Genomic DNA, 19,778 nt, shown 5'->3' with positions numbered 1-19,778 from the left:
AAAACGCCGGCCCTTTTTGTGTGATGTCTACAGGGAGCTTTTAGCCCGCGTCGCGCGCGGCGATGGCTTCGGCCTGACGGACCATGACTTCGGCCTGTTTGATCGATGCGATATCAATCAATCGACCATCAAGGGCGACGGCACCGGCCCCTTCGGACTGAGCCTTTGCCATGGCTTCGAGGATGCGCTTGGCCTTGGTGACTTCGGCATCAGAGGGCGAGTAAACCTCGTTGGCGAGGGTGATCTGGCTTGGGTGGATGGCCCATTTGCCCTCACAACCCAGCACCATGGCGCGGGCGGCTTGCGCGCGGTAGCCATCCGGATCAGAGAAATCCCCAAACGGACCATCAATCGGACGCAGGCCGTTGGCGCGGGCCGCGACCACCATGCGGGCAATGGCGTAATGCCACATGTCACCCCAGTGATAATCGCGCGGATTGTCGCCATCCTTGTCGGTCAGAACGCCATAATGCGGGTTCGGGCCGCCAATGCCGGTTGTCATGGCCTTGGTCGATGCGGCGTAATCGGCCACGCCGAAATGCAGGCTTTCATTGCGCGGGGAGCCTGCGGCAATTTCATGGATGTTTTGCATGCCAAGGGCGGTTTCAATGATCAGCTCAAACCCGATGCGTTTCTTGCGGCCCTTGGCCGTTTCGATCTGGGTTGCCATCATATCAAGGGCATAGACGTCGGCAGCGGTTCCGACCTTGGGGATCATGATCAGATCAAGCCGGTCACCGGCCTGTTCGAGGACATCGACGACATCGCGATACATATAATGGGTATCAAGACCGTTGATGCGGACAGACAAAACCTTGTCGCCCCAGTCGATATCGTTGATGGCCTCGATGATGTTTTTGCGTGCCTGTTCCTTGTCACTGGGCGCAACGGCGTCTTCCAGATCAAGGAAAATAGCATCGGCCTTGGATTTCGCGGCCTTTTCAAACAGTTCGATCCGGCTGCCGGGAACGGCAAGTTCGGACCGGTTCAGGCGTGCCGGGGCCGGGGTCGGTGTGGTGAAGCTCATGGTAACGTTTCTCCAGAACCTGTCATGTCAATCAGTGCGTCGCAGGCGATGGATCATCAATCGATCATCGCGCGAAGCATGGGGCGTATTTATGCGTCCCGTTTTCGGGATCGTACCGTGGCCGCCGTGACAGTTATGTGGTCTGCGATCATTGTGCGTCGCAGTAAACCTGTGGGTAATTTAGGGTGCGGATGCGAATGCTGGCAAGTTTTAAAATACTCATGTCTCTAGTGCTTTTGGCGCACGCGGCCCGTTAATCAGAAAAACTCGAGATAAGCCGGATAAAGCAATAGCCCCTTAACCGGACTGCCGTTAGATTACCGGCGGTATCCCGATATCTGTTCCAAAGACCCACCAGCAGGTAGTATCGAACGCCCCATGCGTCGCGCTTATTCCATTGTTGTTTCTGCCGGTTTGGCGCCTGCGCTTATTTTGGGTGCGTGTCTGGTGCTGGCCGTTTCGCCGACGCTGGTGCCAGCCGAACTTTCCGGATTGGTGCGATACGGGCCGTTCTTGCTGGCCGTGCTGGGCGGGGCGATTGGCTGGTGGTTTAACCGCGGGCGCGCGGTTTTTGTCATGTTGCTGTTGCTGGTTTGCTATTGGCTGCTGGTGGGCAACGGGGCCGGCATTTCGGCCGAGGGATTGGCGTTCCTTCGGGTCGCCACGCTTTATCTGATCCCGATCAATCTGCTTTTGCTGGGCTTTACGGCCGAACGCGGTGTTTTGAACCCGCGTGGCATTGCCCGGATGCTGGTTCTGGGATTGCAGATCTTTGTCATGCTGATGCTGGCCGGCCAGCCCGATGTCGGATCGGCGCTGCATCGCGTGCTTGATACGCGCTTTTTTGTCAGCACCGGTATTTTGGGCGCAATGCCCCATCCGGCGATGATCATATCCGTCATCGCGGTGATCTTGCTTTTGATCCGGCACAAGCCGCTTGAAACCAGCTTTGCGGCGGCGATCATTGCGATTGATGTGGCAACGGTGATGGGCACAGGGATTATTCAATATGGATATCTTGCCGCGACCGGTGTGGTTCTGGCGGGACTGGCGCAGGAAGCCTGGCGGATGGCGTTTGTCGATGATCTGACCGGGTTGCCGGGGCGGCGCGCGCTGGGACATGCGATGGCGGAACTTGGCAATCAATATGCGATTGCCATGCTTGATGTTGATCACTTCAAGAAGTTTAACGACACCTATGGCCATGATGTTGGCGATATCGTTTTGAAAAAGGTGGCGCGGGAGCTTGCGCGCGTCGGCGGGGGTGGCAAGGCATACCGTTATGGCGGCGAAGAATTTGCCGTGCTGTTTGCCGGACGGAGTTCCGAGCGGGCCGCAGAGCCACTTGATGCGCTGCGCAAACGGATTGCAGAGAATAAGATCACTCCGCCGGAAAAAAACAAATCCGTTTCCGTCACCATTTCAGTCGGTGTGTGCGAACGTGATGAAGACACCACCGACCCGTGGGCAGTCCTTAAAAGTGCGGACCAGAAGCTTTATCAGGCAAAGCAATCCGGCCGTAATCGCGTGGTGATTTAAAGTTCGTCAAACTTGAAGACAAGCCGCATGGAACCCGCCGTATTGGCAAGTGTTGCCAGGCAATTGGCGGCGCGTTCCGGCGGAATGGCGACGGCAAAGCGCAGGGTGTAAATCCGCGCATCCTTTTCGTCGGTTGCCGATGCCGCCAGACGGACGATGTTGGCATTGTATTCGATAAAGATTTCCGACAGGCGCGCGATCAGGCCCGGCTGGTCGATCCCCGAACATTCGATCAGATGGGTCGCACCCGGTGCCGTGGTCATTTCCGGGGCGGCGGCAATGGCTTCGACCGTGATGTCGGCATTGCCAAGGGAAAGTCCGCGCAGCACAGCTTCGCATTCGGATATCGGGCATTCATCGGGAAGTTCGCAAGTGGTTTCGAACTTCGCAACATCGCCGTCGAGCGAAAATGACGTTGGGCCAAGGTTTGTACCGATATCAAACAGTCGCCCGGTGATATCGGAAATCAAACCGACGCGGTCATCGCAGGAAATGGTGATCCGGGTGTTGGCATTCATTGGTGCGCTCCGTCCTAGGTCCCTTATCGGGCTTTGCCCTTGTGATCACCTGACCATAACACCGCAGCGATACAAGATGCAGTGATTTTGTCGCCCGGATGGCTACGCGCCAAGGGTGTAGTACGTTGTGCAAAGGTGATTGGATGCGCCTTTGTTATCACAATCATATGATTGAACTGATACGCGATGATGGGCCGTATGCCTTCCTGTGACAGCAACAATTCGACGTTGAAATTCCACGTTGGTTAACAGGAGATAGGACCATGTCTGCGATCAAATCGTCTCTCATTGCCGTTGCGACCGCTGCCAGCCTGACCTTTGGTGCGATGTCTGCCAAAGCAGCTGACATCGTTGATACCGCCGTTGCCGCCGGTTCGTTCAACACGCTTGTAGCGGCCGTGCAGGCCGCCGGACTTGTCGATACGCTTAAAGGCGAAGGTCCGTTTACGGTCTTTGCACCGACCGACGAAGCCTTTGCCAAGCTGCCGGCCGGCACCGTTGAAGACCTTCTTAAGCCGGAAAACAAGGACAAGCTTGTTTCCATCCTGACCTATCATGTGGTGCCGGGCAAAGTGATGTCGGGTGACATCGCAGGCAAGGAAATGATGGTGGCCAGTGTCCAGGGTGACAGCATCGATGTGAATGCCATGAACGGTGTCATGGTCGATGAAGCCACTGTGGTCAATGCCGATATCGAAGCTGACAACGGTGTTATTCACGTGATCGACACCGTGATCATGCCGGGCATGTAATCCCGCACACACCGACATAAAGTCCCCGAAATAAGATACGAAGCCCGGTGCAAATATGTGCCGGGCTTTTTTTCTGATCGGGCTTGTTTGCAGATTGTGCGCCGGACCAAGCAAGCGCAAAGCAGGTGGGCGAAACAACAAAGGCCCGACGCAGTAACGTCGGGCCTTTGACTGGCGCGCCCGGAAGGATTCGAACCTCCGGCCTTCTGATTCGTAGTCAGATGCTCTATCCAGCTGAGCTACGGGCGCTTTTACGCTTGTATAAATGGTAAAGGCCCGACGCGGTGACGTCGAGCCTTTCACTGGCGCGCCCGGAAGGATTCGAACCTCCGGCCTTCTGATTCGTAGTCAGATGCTCTATCCAGCTGAGCTACGGGCGCTTGCCTTAATTTCCGGCGGTTTGCAAAGGTCTGCTCCCCGTCGGCGGAGCGGAACTTATGCAAACGAGCATGTCATTGCAAGCAGTAAATTTGAATTTTTCCCATTTTTTCACAGGGCGCGGTTTACCTGACTGCTACGCCCCTGTTTTGCCCGGCTTTGTCCGCTTTGAAGTGAATAAGGACAAGACTCGGCAAAAAAGGGGCAAATGCGTCTTGTTCCATAAGTGGTCGTAGACTAAGATGCTTTCAATCCCGGGGGAGCAGGGGCTTGTTTCACCTAGATAAAAAGGCAGGCCCAGGGAGATTCGCATATTTCTACTTAGGTAATAGATCGAAATGGCCGTTCGTAAAACCTACCTCGCCGTAATCGGCACCGCCCTGATGCTGGGGGGATGTTCTTTTTCTTCTGAGGCCCTGTGGCCGACACTTGCCGGTGAAGAGGAAACGACGCAGCAAAACGTCGTTGCCAATCAGCCGGTTGGTGCCGATGCCGTCACCAGCTATGACGTTGCTGCAAGCACGGAACCGCTGACTGGGGTATCTCAGACCGGAACCTTTGTTGGTTCCAAGGTCGAGAACATGCAGCAGGAGCTGAACCGTCTCAAATCCGCTTTGAGCAATCATAGCAACGAACTGCAGCAGCTGCGTGGACAGACCGTCGCGCACTCGCAGGCCTATCACGGCACGGTTGCCGCGATCAGTGCCCGTCTGCAGGTCGGCACCACGCCGGGTAACCCGGTTCTGGTGCAGCAGTGGAACACCGCACAGTCCGAACTGGATCGTGTGAATGATGACATTGCCGCGCTGAACTCGCTGGCCAACAAGGTTGCTGCCGACAGCACGCTGTCGACCTTCCTGCTTGAGTCGGTTCGTTCGGCCTATCAGGTTTCAGGCGCTGTTGACGAAGACCACCGTCAGCTTGCCCTGCTTGAAGACGAAACCAACCGCACCACGGTGCTGATTGATCGTCTTCTCAACGAAATCAGCGAAAGCCTTGCCCGTCAGACGTCTTATGTCAGCACAGAACGCGCGAACCTCAATGCGCTGGCTCTGGCTGTCAAGAATGGCGAGATCTTCGGGGATTCCCTTTCGAAACGTGTCTTCCAGTCGCAGGCTGCACCGGCATCAAGCGGTCAGCGTATGGCAGCCGCACCAAGCGATCGTCCGCTTGTCGTGATCCGTTTTGATACGGCGAGCGTCAAGTACGAGCAGGCGTTGTATAACGCGGTGAACCGCGTTCTTGAACGTCGCCCGCAGGCAAGCTTTGATGTGGTTGCGGTGACACCGAATCGTGGTACCCCGGCGCAGGTTGCGCTGAATGCCAATAAATCCAAGCGCAACGCGCAGGCAGTTCTTCGGTCGCTGACCGATATGGGCATGCCAAGCTCGCGCGTGCGTGCCTCTGATGCGACCAGCGCATCTGTCTCGGCAAACGAGGTGCACGTCTTCGTGCGCTAAGTCCTGTCGGACACCTACGGATTTTAAGAACGGCTAGCGGGTGCTTCGGGTAATCGAAGCACCCGTTTTTTATTTCGGGTCATGCCGGTCAGGTTATTTCGCCTGATCCGGTCAGCCGGAAAAACAGAAGCCAGAAAACAGAAGGCTGATATGGGCGATCTGGTTAATCTGCGTCAGGCACGCAAACGCAAGCAACGCGACGAAAAGGCACGCAAGGCCGATCAGAACCGCTTGCTGCATGGGCGCACGCGCGTTGAACGTACCCTGACCGAACACGAACGCCAGAATGCCGCCAAACAGCATGACGGGCACAAGCGTGAAAAGCCGACCAGTGGTGAGGAAGACCAAGCCCCCGAGGTCAGCGAAAATAACGTGGTTTCAATCTTCGCATCAGATGACCCGTCCGACAGCGAAGCCAAATAGCGGCCCAATCATTCAAGTGAACAAGAAGATGCCGATCCCATGCGGATAAACCGCGTGGGTCGCTGTGCTGGTCAGTGAGATGTGATCAGGGGGCAGGGACCCGTTGCCCGCGTGTGATGTGCAGTGGCAATGGCATGTTGCCATCGTTGCGGATCAAACGGGCAGGTGTCGGCCGTTGCACAAGGTGGCACGGCATCACCGGCAGTGCCGGGTATTCAAATCGCGGCATCGGAAATTGCATTCCGTTTGCCGGTCGCAAGTTTTTAGACGCAGTGTGAACGGATCATGCCGATCAGTTCAGCAGCGTTTCCGCTTCGCGTTTGGCCTGATCAAGGGCCTCATCCCATCCCATCAACCAGTCTTCATGATCACGGCAATCAGACGGATAGGGGTTTTCGGTCAGGCGATGCGCGTCAATCCCGGCTGAAAAACCGGAACCATAGGCCGAATTCGGCAGGTGGCGTTCCTGAACCACCGGCGCATGGGTTTCATAAAGGCTGTTGCGAAATGCCGGCAACGAACACAGCACACCATCATCGATGCCAAGCGGGTAGGCCATCATCATGGCGGTGCCAAGCGAGGTGATCGACAATTCTTCACCCGCCGTCATGCGGATCAAGCCAGCCAGTTGAAGATTGGCAATGGCATTGTCGATGCGGCGCTGCAAGTCAGGGCCGTCCTGGATGGCAACCTGATTGCCATAATCGTCGGTACAGAAAAGGGACAGGACACGGCGCAGCAACATGCTGCGATCAAGATTTGCCTCGGCGCTGCGCAGTACGGTCAGCATCAAGGTCGGGTCGCCAGGCGCGAAATCCATAGAACTGGACATTCATGGGCCTCCGTTCGGGTCTAAACGAATTCCCTCCCAAGCCGGCAGCGATTATCTCTTGGCCTTGCTCTCTCGGTCTTGCACTCTTGGTCTTGAGCGGAGGCAAAGCCCTGCTGCTTTTTCTTATTATAGTTTGCAGATATGTTGCCAACTTGTGAAGACAAGATTTCGCTTATGCGGAATTTTTTGTTCTTGGCAGTGAACAAAAACACTTTCACGGCGTAACAATCTGAAAACAGGTGGCTATTGTCGTTGCTGCGCTGCGGAAGAGTTTGGTGAAAATTTTTCCTGATTTGGTGTGGCTTGGGCCGGACAAATGCACTTTCGCCTTTGGTGCCTGGGTGCAGATCGCCTCAGGTCGCGTTCTTGCCGGGTTTTGTGGTCGTGGACGCGGTCTTGCCATCCGGGTTGCGCCAGACGCGCACGCGATTGCGACCGCCTTCCTTGGCGGCGTATAGGGCCTTGTCGGCTTTCTCGATGATTTGCTCGGTCGTGCGATTCTTGGTCATCGGGGCGGCACCGATGGAAGCGGTCACCGGCAATATCGTTTCGTCCGAGATGGCAACCGGGGATGCCTCGATCACGCGCCGCAGGCGTTCGAGAACGCGCGCGCATTGCTTCATGTCGGCATTGGGCAGGCAGACGAGGAATTCCTCACCGCCATAGCGATATACTTTATCAAACGGGCGGACATGCGATTGCAGGATGCCAGCGACTGATTGCAAAACCAGATCACCGGCTTGATGGCCATAGGTGTCGTTAACCGATTTGAAGTGATCAAGGTCGACCAGTGCGATCGCGGTCGGGACCCCGGTGCGGATCGCACGTTCGCGTTCGGCATTAAGGTCACCCATCATGGTCTGACGGTTATAGGTGCCGGTGAGAGGATCGACGTCTGATCGCGCGGTTCGGAACGCACGTTCAAGGCGGCGGAGCTGGGCAAAAAACGATTCTGCGCGCAGGGCCATCATGTCGAACTCGGCCGAATCGACTTCGTGATCAACATCATGTGCGCTCAGAAGTCGCTTTGCCGACTCGTGAAGTTGCTGATGGGTGGTTGCCAGGGCGCGCATGGCGGGTTGGTCAATCAGGCGGTTATGGCGATTAAGCGCGTACCACGCCCCGAAATCACAATCATGATCGTCTTCGTCAGTGTCAGATGGCGCCCCCGAATCCGCCAGAACCAGCTTGCGGTTCCAGCGCAGCAAAAGGGCGATATGTTCGCCAAGCGCCTTTTCAAGTTCGGCAAGAATGTCGCGTTCGGCATCGGCCATCCCGCCATCGGCAATGCTTTCGGGCATTTTATGGCCCTTGGATCTGCCTTTGGCTGGCGGGGTGTCTGCCTTGGCCGGTTGCGACTTGTCACTCATTCGGAAGGCCCGGATTGGTTGTAGGGTCAGAACGCATTCACATGCCTGACCCTAGGAAAAGATTTCGCCAAAGGTCTGTTGTAACAGGCGATCAAGTTCCGCCATAGGAATATCGACGCCAAGATCTTTGAGGCTGGTGACACCATGGTCAGAAATGCCACAGGGCACGATTCCACCGAAATGCGTCAGGTCCGGGGCGACATTGATGGCAATGCCGTGGAAGGTCACCCAGCGGCGCACCCGGACGCCAATGGCGGCGATCTTGTCTTCGCGGCCATCATCGCGCACCACCCAGATGCCAACACGGGCATCGCGCCGTTCGCCTTTGACGCCCAGCAGGGCTAGGGTGCGAATCACCCATTCTTCAAGGTTATGAACATAGACACGGACATCCCGACCGCGATTCTTAAGGTCGAGCATCAGATAAACCGTGCGCTGACCCGGCCCGTGATAGGTATATTGCCCGCCGCGGCCCGCGTCATAGACCGGAAAGCGATCCGGATCGACAAGGTCCTCGGCATGGGCACTGGTGCCGGCCGTATAAAGCGGCGGATGTTCTAGAAACCAAACAAGTTCATGGGCTTCGCCAGCATGAATGGCCTCTGCGCGGGCTTCCATTTCTGCAAGGGCTTCGGGGTAGGAAACCAACTCCGGGGTGGTGCGCCACTCGGGGATTTGCGCGGTTGGGGCGTTGCTTTGCATTTTTCCTGTCAAATAAGTGAAATGAGCCCTTGATCAGGGGATACCAATTTGCTATCTCCCTTTCCGCACCAAGGCAAGCCCACTTAATTACCTCAAGGGCTTTGCTGCAAAACATATGCGGTCGTGGCGGAATTGGTAGACGCGCAGCGTTGAGGTCGCTGTGGGCTAACCCCCGTGGAAGTTCGAGTCTTCTCGACCGCACCATTATCTGGCCTCCCGGCCAATCGGGAAGGTCACGAAAAAGAACCCGTCAGCAATGGCGGGTTTTTTCGTTTGTGGACCTTCCCCATATATCCCCTACAATGGTTTGAATACGGCAATGGATCGGTTGGTGTGCGTCATCACGCGGTTGCGGCATAAACAATTGATTTATTGTGCGGTGCCGCGTTGAAAATTACGCAATGCAGCCCCTTGGCGAAGAATGAACTGAGTGCTTCAATCGCGGGCCAAACTCATTTAGTCTACCGGTCCCGCTAGAGTGAATTATCAGGATTTAACCGATTAACGGTTAATTTATGTAAATACCTGAAATCAAAGGTATTATAATGGCAAATAGAAATGACAAGCTGCGCGAAGCAGCTTTGGACTATCACCGGTATCCCACCCCGGGGAAATTGTCCGTAACGGCAACCACCACCCTTGCAAACCAGCGTGACCTTGCCCTGGCCTATTCGCCGGGCGTCGCGTTTGCGTGCGAGGAGATCGTTAAAAACCCCGATACCGCAGCTGATTACACCGCGCGCGGTAACCTGGTCGGGGTGATTTCGAACGGTACGGCTGTGCTTGGCCTTGGCCCGATTGGCCCGTTGGCGTCCAAGCCGGTGATGGAAGGCAAGGCGGTTCTGTTCAAGAAGTTCGCCAATATCGATGTTTTCGATCTTGAAGTGAACGAAACCGATCCGCAGAAATTTATCGATATCGTCGCAGCGCTGGAGCCGACTTTCGGGGGTGTTAACCTCGAAGACATTAAGGCGCCGGAATGCTTCATCATCGAAGAAGCTTTGCGCAAACGCTGCAACATTCCGATTTTCCACGATGACCAGCACGGTACGGCGATCTGTGTTGCCGCCGCGGTCCTTAATGGTCTGCGTGTGACCGGCAAGGATATCAACAAGGTCCGCCTTGTGACATCAGGGGCCGGTGCGGCGGCGCTTGCGTGCTTGAACCTTCTGGTTTCCATGGGTTTGCCCAAGCACAACATCACGGTCACTGACCGGTTTGGTGTGGTCTATAAGGGCCGGGCCGAGGAAATGGATCCGTGGAAGGCCGAATACGCGATTGAAACCAACGCGCGTACGTTAAGCGACGTGATCGAAGGGGCTGATATCTTCCTGGGTCTTTCAGCGCCAAACGTGATGGGCGAGGACGAGCTTCGCAAGATGGGCGAAGGTCCGATCATCATGGCGCTGGCCAACCCGACGCCGGAAGTTTCCCCGGAACTGGTCAAGGAAATCCGCCCGGATGCCGTAATGGCCACCGGTCGTACGGATTATCCGAACCAGGTGAACAACGTTCTTTGTTTCCCGTTCCTGTTCCGTGGCGCGCTTGATGTTGGCGCGACCGAGATCAACGAGGAAATGAAGATCGCCGCGGTCCATGCCATCGCCGATCTGGCAACCGCCGAGGTTTCCGACGTTGTGGCAACCGCCTATGGCGGGGAGGAGCTTAAATTCGGCCCGGAATATCTTATCCCGAAGCCGTTTGACCCGCGCCTGATGCTGGAAATTCCGCCGCGTGTGGCGAAGGCCGCCATGGCGAGCGGTGTTGCCAAACGCCCGATCGAGGATTTCGACGAGTATCGTCAGCAGCTTGAAGGTTTCGTCTTCCGGTCCGGCCTTGTCATGAAGCCGGTGTTTGACGTGGCGCGTTCGCACAAGAAACGCGTTGTCTATCCCGAAGGCGAATCGCGTCGTGTTCTGCAGGCCTGTCAGGTGCTTGTCGATGACGGCATTTGTCATCCGGTGCTGATTGGTCGCCGCGAGGTGATCCTTGAACGGATTACCGAGCTTGGCCTGCGTCTTGTTCCTGATGAGCAGATCGAAATTCACGATCCTGATGACAATCCGCATTTCGAACAGGATTGGCAGGACTTCCACAACATCATGGGCCGTCGCGGCATCAACCCGGAATATGCCCGGGCGATTGTCCGTACCCGTCCGACCGTGATCGCGGCCCTGATGCTGCGTCGCGGGGAAGTCGATGCGATGCTGTGTGGCTGTCAGGGCGGTTTCCTGCGCCATCTGCGCTATGTCCGCAATCTTGTCGGCCTGCGCAAAGGTGTGACTGATTTCTCCACGGTCAACATGATGATCATGAAGCAGGGGACGTTCTTCCTGACCGATACTTATGTGTCGGTCGATCCGACCCCGGAACATGTGGCAGAAACCACCATCATGGCCGCCGATGTCGTCAAGCGTTTCGGCATGACGCCAAAGGCCGCGTTGATTTCGCATTCCAACTTTGGCAGTCACGAAAACAAGTCGGCCTGCAAGATGCGTGATGCGCTTCAGCTGATCAGAACGCAGGCACCGGATCTTGAGGTCGAAGGCGAAATGCATGCAGATGCGGCCATTTCGCAGCCCATCCGTGACCGGATCTTCCCGCACTCGATGCTAAGCGGTTCGGCCAACCTTCTGGTCATGCCAACACTCGATGCAGCCAATATCTCCTACAACATGGTCAAGATGTTGGGCGACGGGCTTCCGGTTGGGCCGATCCTGGTCGGTGCGGCCAAATCAGCCCACGTCGTCAGCCCGTCGATTACCGTGCGCGGTATTGTCAACATGACGGCGATTGCCGTTGTTGATGCCGTCACGCGTACGCAGGAAAGCCAGTAACATACTCCCAGCCCCGTCTTGATCCCAAGCGGGGCTGGGGTGAATTGCTATCGCGCTCTTGACCGGGGCTATGTGATAGCGCAGAAACAGCCGTGCCGGGCGTTGGAACACAATGCCCGACACGGCGTTTAATCTTTTGCAGGAAAAATTGGCGGCTCATTAAACAGGGAGGGGCAGATGACAGGTCAAGTTGAAGAACTCGACCGGCCGGCGGAAAAGTCGTCTGGCGATGAATATGTCGATCTGACTCCCGAATATGCCCGCGAAATCTTTGATGCGCTGGGCGAAGAAGAAGGCAGCAAGGCTGCTGATCTTCTGGGCGAGTTGCACTTTGCCGATATTGCCGATTTGCTGGGTTGGGCAAGCTCCAACCAGCGCGAACTGCTTGTTGATCTGATCCGGCCGGATTTTGATCCGGAATTCCTGACCGAACTTGATGATGAACTTCGTGAAGAAGTCATTGGCCTGCTTGGCACCGATGTGGTGGCCGAGGCCATCACCGAACTTGATTCCGATGACGTCGTCGAGGTCATCGAGGACTTTGACGAGGATGAGCAGCGCGAACTTCTTGGTGCACTGTCGGATATCGAGCGTGCGCGCGTTGAAGAGGCGCTGTCCTATCCGGAATATACCGCCGGTCGTATCATGCAGCGCGAGCTGGTGGCGATCCCGGATTACTGGTCTGTCGGGCAAACCATTGATTTCCTGCGTTCTGCCAAAAGCCTGCCGGAAGATTTCTATGACATCATTGTCGTTGATCCGCGCTATAGCCCGGTCGGAATTGTGCCGCTGTCGCGTGTGATCCGGACAAACCGCCCGGTGCTGATCCGTGACGTGATGGAATCAGATGAAATGCGTACGGTCGTCGTGACCGAGGAACAGGAAAACGTCGCCCATCTGTTCCGTCAACGTGACCTGATTTCCGCCCCGGTTGTCGATGACAGCGGCCGGCTGGTCGGTGTGATCACGGTTGATGACGTCGTTGACGTTATCGACGAGGAATACGAAGAAGACATGATGCGCCTTGCCGGTGTTGGCGAGGAAGACGACCTTTCAAGTGCGATCTTTGCCACCACCCGATCACGTTTTACATGGCTTTTGGTTAATCTTGGCACCGCGATCATGGCATCGGTTGTGATCGGTTTGTTTGAAGGCACGATTGAAAAGCTTGTTGCGCTGGCTGTTCTGATGCCAATCGTCGCATCGATGGGCGGTAATGCCGGCACGCAGACATTGACCGTGGCCGTGCGTGCGATTGCCACGCGTGAGCTGACCAGTACCAACGCATTGCGCGTGATCCGCAAGGAAGTCGCGGTGTGTGGCCTGAACGGCCTGGCCTTTGCCGTTCTTGCCGGGGCGGTGACCTGGTTCTGGTTTGATGACATGCTGCTTGGGGGTGTGATCGGCGTTGCCATGATCATCAACCTGCTGTTTGCCGGCCTGTTCGGGGCGCTGATTCCGCTTGGTCTGGAACGTGCGGGCATTGACCCGGCTGTCTCGTCGGCGGTTTTCCTGACGACGATTACCGATGTTGTTGGCTTTTTCGCCTTTCTGGGATTGGCGGCAGTCTTCCTGCTTTAGTCATCCGGAAACCTGAAAAAAACAAACCCCCGCAGTCGAACTGATTGCGGGGGTTTTCTTTGATCGGAATGACAGGCTCAGGCTATCCCGATTTCGTGTCAGAGGCAGGTCGTGACTTGCCTTTGGCTGCCGATTTGCTCGGTTTCTGCTGTATCAGCAGTTCCATCGTATCGGCCGCATCACGCGGTGGTGACAGAAGGAAGCCTTGAATTTCATCGCATTCGGCCGCCTGAAGGGATGCCATCTGTTCTTCGGTTTCAACGCCAACGGCAACCACCTTGCGGTTCAGGCTTTTGCACAGCCGGATGGCTGGTTGCAGGACGCTGTTTTCGGGCTGTTCATCAAGCGCGACGTTAAACAGCGACTTGGACAGTTTGATGCGCTGGACCGGGAAGCGTTTCAGATACCGCAGCGACGTGTTGCCCGCCGCAAAGTGATCAAGCGTCAGGCCAATGCCCGCCTCCGAGAAACGATAGAACTGACCAAGGGCGCGTTCCGGATCGCGCATGACGATTTCCTCTGACACCTCGATCTCGATCATGGCCGGATCAACTTCATGTTCGGCGGTCAGATCGGTGATGTTCTTGATCAGATCGGCCTGAATGAACTGGCGGCTTGAAACGTTAAGCGCAATTGGTACCGGGACATAGCCCTGACGGCGCCAGTCAGCGACCTGTTTACAGACGGTCTCGATGATCCAGTGACCAAGGGGTGAAAGCAGGCCTGTCCGATCCGCAACCGCGATGAAATCGGGCGGCAGGCGGCGTTTGCCACTGTCATCAATCCAGCGCAGCAGTGCCTCGAACCCGGTAAGCGTGCGGTCCGATGTGCGATAGCGCGGCTGATATTCTAGCACAAAGCGTTTTTCATCGACCGCACGGCGCAACTGAGTTTCCATCGACAGACGGGCATGCATCACGTTGTTCATCGTCTCGACGAAGAAGCAGTAAGATGATTCTGCTGATTTCTGGGCGCGATACATTGCCGCATCGGCATTGGCCATCAATTGCGATGGTGCGCGTGCATCGTTGGGATAAAGTGCGACACCGACACTGACATGCAGGCGGATTTCATCGCCCGTGGTGGTCAGGATCGGTTGCGACATGGCTTCGACCACGCGTTCGGCGACAAGGGCTGCCCCCTCGGCCTCGGAAAGGTCGGTCGCGATGATGGCAAACATATCGCCCGAGAACCGCGCACAGGTATCCTTTTCGCGCACTGTGGCGCGCAGGCGCCCGGAAATGGTGCGCAGCGTTTCATCGCCGACATCCGCCCCGAACCGGTCATTGATCGCCCGGAAATTGTCGATATCGACCACCAGAACCGACAGAAGCTTTTCATAGCGCTTGGCATGGGCAACCGCCTGATTGAGGCGATCCTCAAACAGGGCATGGTTGGGAAGACCGGTCAGCGGATCATGCGTCGCCAGATACCGCAACCGGTTGACCGATGCGTTGGCGGCCGGGTTGTGATGCAAGGTGATGTCGACACAGTCCGGATGGGTTGTGGAGGGGCGCATTGTCAGATCGCAGACGACATGCACGCCCTCGGCACTGCGGACAATCCATTCGCGCCTGAGTTCGTCATCACCACGGTTGATCGCAAGCAGCATCTTTTCCTGCGAACGCCGGGATGCGGTGCCATCCGACTGGAATTCCGGTGCGAGATTATAAAACCGGATAAAGCCGTAATCCTCTTCGCGCAAATCAAAGAATTCGGCGGTTTCCGGCGACATTGATTTCAGATGACCGTCAAGCTTGGTGATCGAAAGCGACAGGTCACTTATGTCATCGCCGGCATGGATGTGATGAACCGTGCGGCGCATTGCCATTTTCTGCCGGTTGCTCAGCAGGAAGACAATCGTCGTGAACAAAATGGTCGTCAGTGCGCCGAATATCAGGATCAGTTCGGGATTGATCGTGCTGTGCGCCAGTTGCGGATCGGCAATGACATCGACCTGCCATTGGCGGCCAACCACATCAAAGGCGACTGTGCGCTGAAGGGTTTCATCATCACCTTCACCGCGAATTTCAAACAGAACAGTGTCACCTTCGCGGACACGGACGGTGTAATCTTCGACCTGTTCGGTATTGATCACCGCCGCCAGCATGGAGCGAATGCGAAACGCCCCGTTGATGATCCCGATAATCTCGCCATCGCGGCCGAGAACCGGGGTGTAGGCCGCAAAACCGCGGCCGCCCTGCATGAGCTCAAGCGTTGGTGTGATCTGGGTGCGGCGTTGATCAAGCGCGATATCAAGAACAGGACCAGCAAGCGGATGACGTTTGAGATCCGCCCCCATGGCCGGAACGTTGCCCTTGATCGGGGCGACATACAAAATGATGTAGTTCGGCGTTATCCAGTTGACTGCCTGGAGTGCCGGGAAGCGGCTTTGAAGCGGGGTGGCAACCGAAAGATAATCTCTTTCGTCCTCTGGCGGGCCGCCTTGCCAATTGTCGGCAAAGCTTTCAAGCACCGCGAGGTTGTTGTTCACAATGGATTTGATCTGCTGGGAAACGGAATTTGCCGTAATCTGGCCTGCCGATTGAAGGATTACGCGGCGATCGCTTTCAACCATTTGCCAAATCAGATAGGTGACAGATGCGAAGAAAGCAGCCGTCAGAAAACCAGCCGCCAAAGCCCGTTTTTTCAGGCGCGACGTTTGTTTGGTTGCGTTTTCCTCAGCGTGCTTTGTTTCTTCTTCCATCTCTCCCCCAAACACAACGACCCTTGCTGATCCTCCCCGATCAGGATGTGTGTGCATACGATTATCACCAGTAAACATCCATGCACCGATGGATAAAGATGCCAGTGTATTTTGCTGGCCGATAACCGGTACTATTTGTTTATGGTGTTATTCTTACACGACTTTAAGGGGTTGGTCGCCTGCATTTACGGATTAATTTTTGACGGTAATTGCCAAAAACTGTTCCGGGACAGGGTTTTGATACAGGTTTGGCGATAATAAATCCGTGTTAGCCCCTGTTCTGAAAACGTGAAGTGTTGTATCTGAGGCGGAAATCCGGCACCCGCAGTCAAGGCCGGTCATTGTGTGACAAAGATCACCCCCAGAGAGAGTCCATGAAACACCATAACCGCAATCCCCGTGCACGGGGAGGACGCAAACGTCAGCCATCCCGGCGTGATCCGCTGATCGGGTTTGAAGCAGACGTCACCATCGAACAGATCGGTGCGCGCGGCGATGGGATTGCCCATGTCGCGACGCCAGATGGTAAATCGGTTTTGATTTATGTGGATTGCGTGTTGCCGGGTGATCAGGTGCGCGTTGCCCTTCGCCAGAAACGCGGCGACGGGTATGGGGCCGAGGTGGTTGCCGAAATCGCACGATCGAGTGGCTATAACACGCCACGCTGTGCGCATTTCAAGGAATGCGGGGGCTGCGCCCTGCAACATATGAATGATGACGACTATCGCACCTGGAAGCGTGACAAGGCCTTGGTCGCCGTTCAGCGTGCGGGTATCGATCCGCAAGATGCCAAAACACTTGTCGGGGATGTCGAAATTTCACCGCCGGCAAGTCGCCGTCGTGCCGGTTTTTCGGTGCATGTCGGGGCAACCGGCGTTTTTGTCGGGTTCCATGGCCGGTTCAGTCACACGGTCCTGAATGTGCCCGACTGTGCGGTATTGCGCCCGGAACTGATGGCCTTTCGCGAGGCATTTGTCATGTTCCTTGAAGCCTGCCCGCCGGAACATGCACGCGACATAAAGGAAGTATTTGTCACCCTGACCGATAGCGGTCTGGATGTGTTGATTCAGGCAAGCAACGATCCCGACCTTGATATGCGACAGGATCTGGCGGAATTCGCAGAAGCGCAAAATATCGCCCGGCTGAGCTGGAAAACCGGGGATCGTCCTGATGAACCGGTTGCTGCGCGTCATTTGCCGGTTGTTCGTTTTGAAGGTGTCGAAGTGGCGATTGCGCCGGGCGGTTTCTTGCAGGCCACCCAGGACGGGGAACAGGCACTGGTTGCGGCCATCAAGTCGGCATTGGCCGATATCGCGCCGAAAAACGTTGCCGATCTTTTTTGTGGTGTGGGCAGTTTTACATTTTCATTGGCCCTTTCGGGCAAACGGCGTTCGGTCACGGCTGTGGAAAGTGATCCGCGGGCCGTGGAGTTGCTGCAATATGCGGTCGGACAATCGGGCAGCCCGGTCAAGGTCGTAAAGCGCGATCTGTTTCGCCAGCCGCTTGTTGGGGACGAACTCAGCAGCTTTGACCTTGTGGTGTTTGATCCGCCGCGTGCCGGGGCCCTTGCCCAGTCAGAGACGCTTGCCGTCGACGGGCCGGAATGGATCATTGCAGTATCATGCAATCCCGCGACGTTCAGCCGGGACATGCGGGTTCTTCGGAATGGCGGCTATGAAATCACCAAAGTCGTGCCGGTCGATCAGTTCCTGTGGTCGTCACATCTTGAATTATTCGCCATTTTGCGCCGCGTTTCTGCCGGTTGACGCCGTTTGCAGAGCGGTGCGCTTTGGGGCTTAATTTTTATTCACTGATATACTATACTATCAGTTGGTATTTCCGCCGGACACCAGGATGGTCAGGTTGGCAAGGGATTGAAAATGTGCAGTCCCTTTGCCCGTGCAGCACGTAGTTGTTTTGCCGGCTTGTTTGAGCGGAAAAACAATGGAACCACTGGCCAGTCAGTTGCCGATCTATACCAGTACTGCGCGTGCAATTGCCCCGCAGAACCGGTTGATTGCGCCTGAAAGCAGCCAGTTCTCCGCTAATAATCAAAACACAAACCGCAATACCGACCCGCTTCGCAGCACAAGTTCTACCAATGCGCAACTAAACCGGTCTTTGGGCAGTGCCGGTGAACTTCTTGGTCAGGCATCAAGCGACCTTTCGCGGATTGGCGATGCGCTTGACGAAATTGACGCGCTTGTCACGGTTGCGGAAGAAAACAGTGATCTGTCCACACAGCAACGCGCACAGTTAAATGCGCAGATCGAAGATTATCTGACCCGGATCGACGATATCGCGGCCAATAGCAATTTTGAGGGCCGCGATCTTCTGGCATCGGATCAGACGATTACGCTGCAGGTTGGCAGCGGCACGTCATCGGACAATCGTATTGATGTGACGTTGTCGGCTTCGAGTTCCGAAGATCTGGCGACCGGCCTTTCGGCGATAAATGTTTCCGACAGCACGGGCGTTTCCAATGCGCGTGCGCTGGTTGACGAGGCGCAGCAAGCCCTTCGGGATCGCGAGATTTCCGTTTCTTCTGATCAGGGGAGCCTTCGAACAGCGCAGGACCAGAACCGCGTTTCGCAGGTTGCGGGTGAAAACATTGTCCAGGCGCAACTGGCGGCATCGGCACCATCTGGCCGCGAGGATGCGCAGGCAAACATTGCGCAAAACCTGCAGGCCTATCTTGGCGATATTTCTGCACAGCTTGCCAACCAGACAGTCGCGGTGGGTGGTATTGCCTTGCCAGAACCGCGCCCTGATCCTGTGCCGGAACAGGAAGAAGATCCGTTCTTCGATCCGACCGCCGAAGACGACGATTCAAACCAATCACAAGACTTCCTTGGCCAAGCTGTTCCAGACAGCGGAACAACGCAGCCTTTGGCGACCACCGGGTTTGGCGGATATGACAGCGGTGGCAATGGAACATCGGGCGGCAGTGGTAGTTCGGACCGTCCGGCCAATCGGATTTCTGTCGAAGCGTGAGCCTGATCGGAGTTTCCGAAATGGTCAGCAGGAAGGCGTTTTATCCTTCGACATTCTCGCCGTCGTAGATACCCCAGAACCCGTGGCGGGGCGCCCAGCCTTCGAAATCTCCAAACCGCAACTGACACCAATCGACCGTCGCCGGGCAGTCTTCGATGCGGCCAATCACACTTGCCGAGACCAGAGCAATCTTGCGGGCATTCTTGTCGGCGGCGGAATACAGCGTGATGTTTTCATCGGTCACGATGACGTGGCGCGACCCGATCAGAAGGCTTTGATGAACCCAGCCTTCGCTGCCCTCCCAGTCACGCACCTTGCGCCAGGTATCGAATTCCGACACCACTTCCATCGGCATATTGCGACGGTGGTAAATCCAGACTTTCGGGTATCGCAGGCCGGGGCCAGAGCGCAAAAATACCTTGTCAGAGCGCAGCGCGACAAATCGCGGGATTGGCAGGCCCGATTCCTGTGCGCTGGCCACGATCGGAGCGGTCAGACTGCCAAGAATCGCCAAGGCCATGAAGCGATACAGAAATTTGCGCAAAACCTGCGGCATCTTGTTGGTATTCCTTCATTTATTCCATTTGCGCTGGTTTTGTAATAATTCGCTGTTGCGAAATAAAATTACAAAAAGTGCGTCAAAATTCTTGCTTTTGTA

Annotated in this window: 15 protein-coding genes and 3 tRNA genes; 9 read left to right on the top strand and 9 right to left on the bottom strand. The window is 56.0% G+C overall.

Features of this window, described 5'->3' with window-relative positions; translation table 11 throughout:
- Positions 1 to 40 precede the first annotated feature (40 nt).
- Positions 41 to 1,027: an HpcH/HpaI aldolase/citrate lyase family protein gene (locus TH4_RS19670; RefSeq protein ID WP_064782461.1), complete on the bottom strand. Its 987-nt coding sequence runs from the start codon at positions 1,025 to 1,027 to the stop codon at positions 41 to 43.
- A gap of 378 nt (positions 1,028 to 1,405) precedes the next feature.
- Between TH4_RS19670 and TH4_RS19665 the strand changes: the two genes are divergently transcribed.
- A complete protein-coding gene (locus TH4_RS19665) occupies positions 1,406 to 2,566 on the top strand; it encodes a GGDEF domain-containing protein (RefSeq protein WP_064782460.1) in 1,161 nt (386 codons plus the stop codon).
- Here TH4_RS19665 and TH4_RS19660 read toward each other — a convergent pair.
- Positions 2,563 to 3,084, bottom strand: coding sequence for a glycine cleavage system transcriptional repressor (locus tag TH4_RS19660; RefSeq protein WP_064782459.1), 522 nt, complete (start codon positions 3,082 to 3,084; stop codon positions 2,563 to 2,565). The two genes, TH4_RS19665 and TH4_RS19660, sit on opposite strands and share 4 nt — an antisense overlap.
- A gap of 263 nt (positions 3,085 to 3,347) precedes the next feature.
- Between TH4_RS19660 and TH4_RS19655 the strand changes: the two genes are divergently transcribed.
- Entirely contained in the window at positions 3,348 to 3,836 is a 489-nt protein-coding gene (locus TH4_RS19655) for a fasciclin domain-containing protein (RefSeq protein WP_008890059.1), read from the top strand.
- A gap of 172 nt (positions 3,837 to 4,008) precedes the next feature.
- Here the strand turns inward: TH4_RS19655 and TH4_RS19650 are convergent.
- A tRNA-Arg gene (locus TH4_RS19650) sits at positions 4,009 to 4,085 on the bottom strand.
- Between the two features lie 54 nt (positions 4,086 to 4,139).
- Positions 4,140 to 4,216 (bottom strand) — tRNA-Arg (locus tag TH4_RS19645).
- A gap of 336 nt (positions 4,217 to 4,552) precedes the next feature.
- Between TH4_RS19645 and TH4_RS19640 the strand changes: the two genes are divergently transcribed.
- Together TH4_RS19640 and TH4_RS19635 are read left to right on the top strand one after the other, a co-directional pair.
- Complete coding sequence (locus TH4_RS19640; RefSeq protein WP_064782458.1) at positions 4,553 to 5,674, top strand: OmpA family protein; 1,122 nt, start codon at positions 4,553 to 4,555, stop codon at positions 5,672 to 5,674.
- A gap of 150 nt (positions 5,675 to 5,824) precedes the next feature.
- On the top strand, positions 5,825 to 6,097 hold the full coding sequence (locus TH4_RS19635; RefSeq protein WP_064782490.1) for a DUF4169 family protein: 273 nt from the start codon (positions 5,825 to 5,827) through the stop codon (positions 6,095 to 6,097).
- 292 nt (positions 6,098 to 6,389) lie between these two features.
- On the opposite strand, the gene TH4_RS19630 is transcribed toward TH4_RS19635, so the two are convergent.
- The 3 genes from TH4_RS19630 to lipB all read right to left on the bottom strand — a co-directional run bounded on the left by TH4_RS19630 (position 6,390) and on the right by lipB (position 9,001).
- Positions 6,390 to 6,929 (bottom strand): hypothetical protein, encoded by a 540-nt coding sequence (locus TH4_RS19630; protein ID WP_120225574.1) that lies wholly within the window; start codon positions 6,927 to 6,929, stop codon positions 6,390 to 6,392.
- Positions 6,930 to 7,282: 353 nt separating this feature from the next.
- Positions 7,283 to 8,299, bottom strand: coding sequence for a diguanylate cyclase (locus TH4_RS19625; RefSeq protein ID WP_245228024.1), 1,017 nt, complete (start codon positions 8,297 to 8,299; stop codon positions 7,283 to 7,285).
- Between the two features lie 51 nt (positions 8,300 to 8,350).
- Positions 8,351 to 9,001 (bottom strand): lipoyl(octanoyl) transferase LipB, encoded by a 651-nt coding sequence (lipB, locus tag TH4_RS19620; RefSeq protein WP_064782457.1) that lies wholly within the window; start codon positions 8,999 to 9,001, stop codon positions 8,351 to 8,353.
- A gap of 117 nt (positions 9,002 to 9,118) precedes the next feature.
- On the opposite strand from lipB, the gene TH4_RS19615 reads away from it, so the two are divergent.
- From TH4_RS19615 to mgtE, 3 genes are all read left to right on the top strand, one after another.
- Positions 9,119 to 9,205, top strand: a tRNA-Leu gene (locus TH4_RS19615).
- A gap of 341 nt (positions 9,206 to 9,546) precedes the next feature.
- Positions 9,547 to 11,838: an NADP-dependent malic enzyme gene (locus TH4_RS19610; protein WP_008890065.1), complete on the top strand. Its 2,292-nt coding sequence runs from the start codon at positions 9,547 to 9,549 to the stop codon at positions 11,836 to 11,838.
- 177 nt (positions 11,839 to 12,015) lie between these two features.
- On the top strand, positions 12,016 to 13,419 hold the full coding sequence (gene mgtE, locus TH4_RS19605; protein ID WP_008890066.1) for a magnesium transporter: 1,404 nt from the start codon (positions 12,016 to 12,018) through the stop codon (positions 13,417 to 13,419).
- An 82-nt stretch (positions 13,420 to 13,501) separates the two neighbouring features.
- On the opposite strand, the gene TH4_RS19600 is transcribed toward mgtE, so the two are convergent.
- Complete coding sequence (locus TH4_RS19600) at positions 13,502 to 16,126, bottom strand: bifunctional diguanylate cyclase/phosphodiesterase (RefSeq protein ID WP_064782456.1); 2,625 nt, start codon at positions 16,124 to 16,126, stop codon at positions 13,502 to 13,504.
- A gap of 374 nt (positions 16,127 to 16,500) precedes the next feature.
- Between TH4_RS19600 and TH4_RS19595 the strand changes: the two genes are divergently transcribed.
- Together TH4_RS19595 and TH4_RS19590 are read left to right on the top strand one after the other, a co-directional pair.
- Positions 16,501 to 17,892 carry a class I SAM-dependent RNA methyltransferase gene (locus TH4_RS19595; protein WP_064782455.1) on the top strand — a complete coding sequence of 464 codons (1,392 nt, stop codon included), beginning with the start codon at positions 16,501 to 16,503 and terminating at the stop codon, positions 17,890 to 17,892.
- 178 nt (positions 17,893 to 18,070) lie between these two features.
- Entirely contained in the window at positions 18,071 to 19,120 is a 1,050-nt protein-coding gene (locus tag TH4_RS19590) for a flagellin N-terminal helical domain-containing protein (RefSeq protein ID WP_064782454.1), read from the top strand.
- Between the two features lie 40 nt (positions 19,121 to 19,160).
- On the opposite strand, the gene TH4_RS19585 is transcribed toward TH4_RS19590, so the two are convergent.
- On the bottom strand, positions 19,161 to 19,676 hold the full coding sequence (locus TH4_RS19585; protein ID WP_064782453.1) for an SH3 domain-containing protein: 516 nt from the start codon (positions 19,674 to 19,676) through the stop codon (positions 19,161 to 19,163).
- Positions 19,677 to 19,778 lie beyond the last annotated feature (102 nt).

This window comes from Thalassospira tepidiphila MCCC 1A03514, from assembly GCF_001662875.1.
GTDB lineage: Bacteria > Pseudomonadota > Alphaproteobacteria > Rhodospirillales > Thalassospiraceae > Thalassospira > Thalassospira tepidiphila.
The sequence above is the reverse complement of the archived record's forward strand: the minus strand, read 5'-3'. Positions and strand labels throughout refer to the sequence as shown.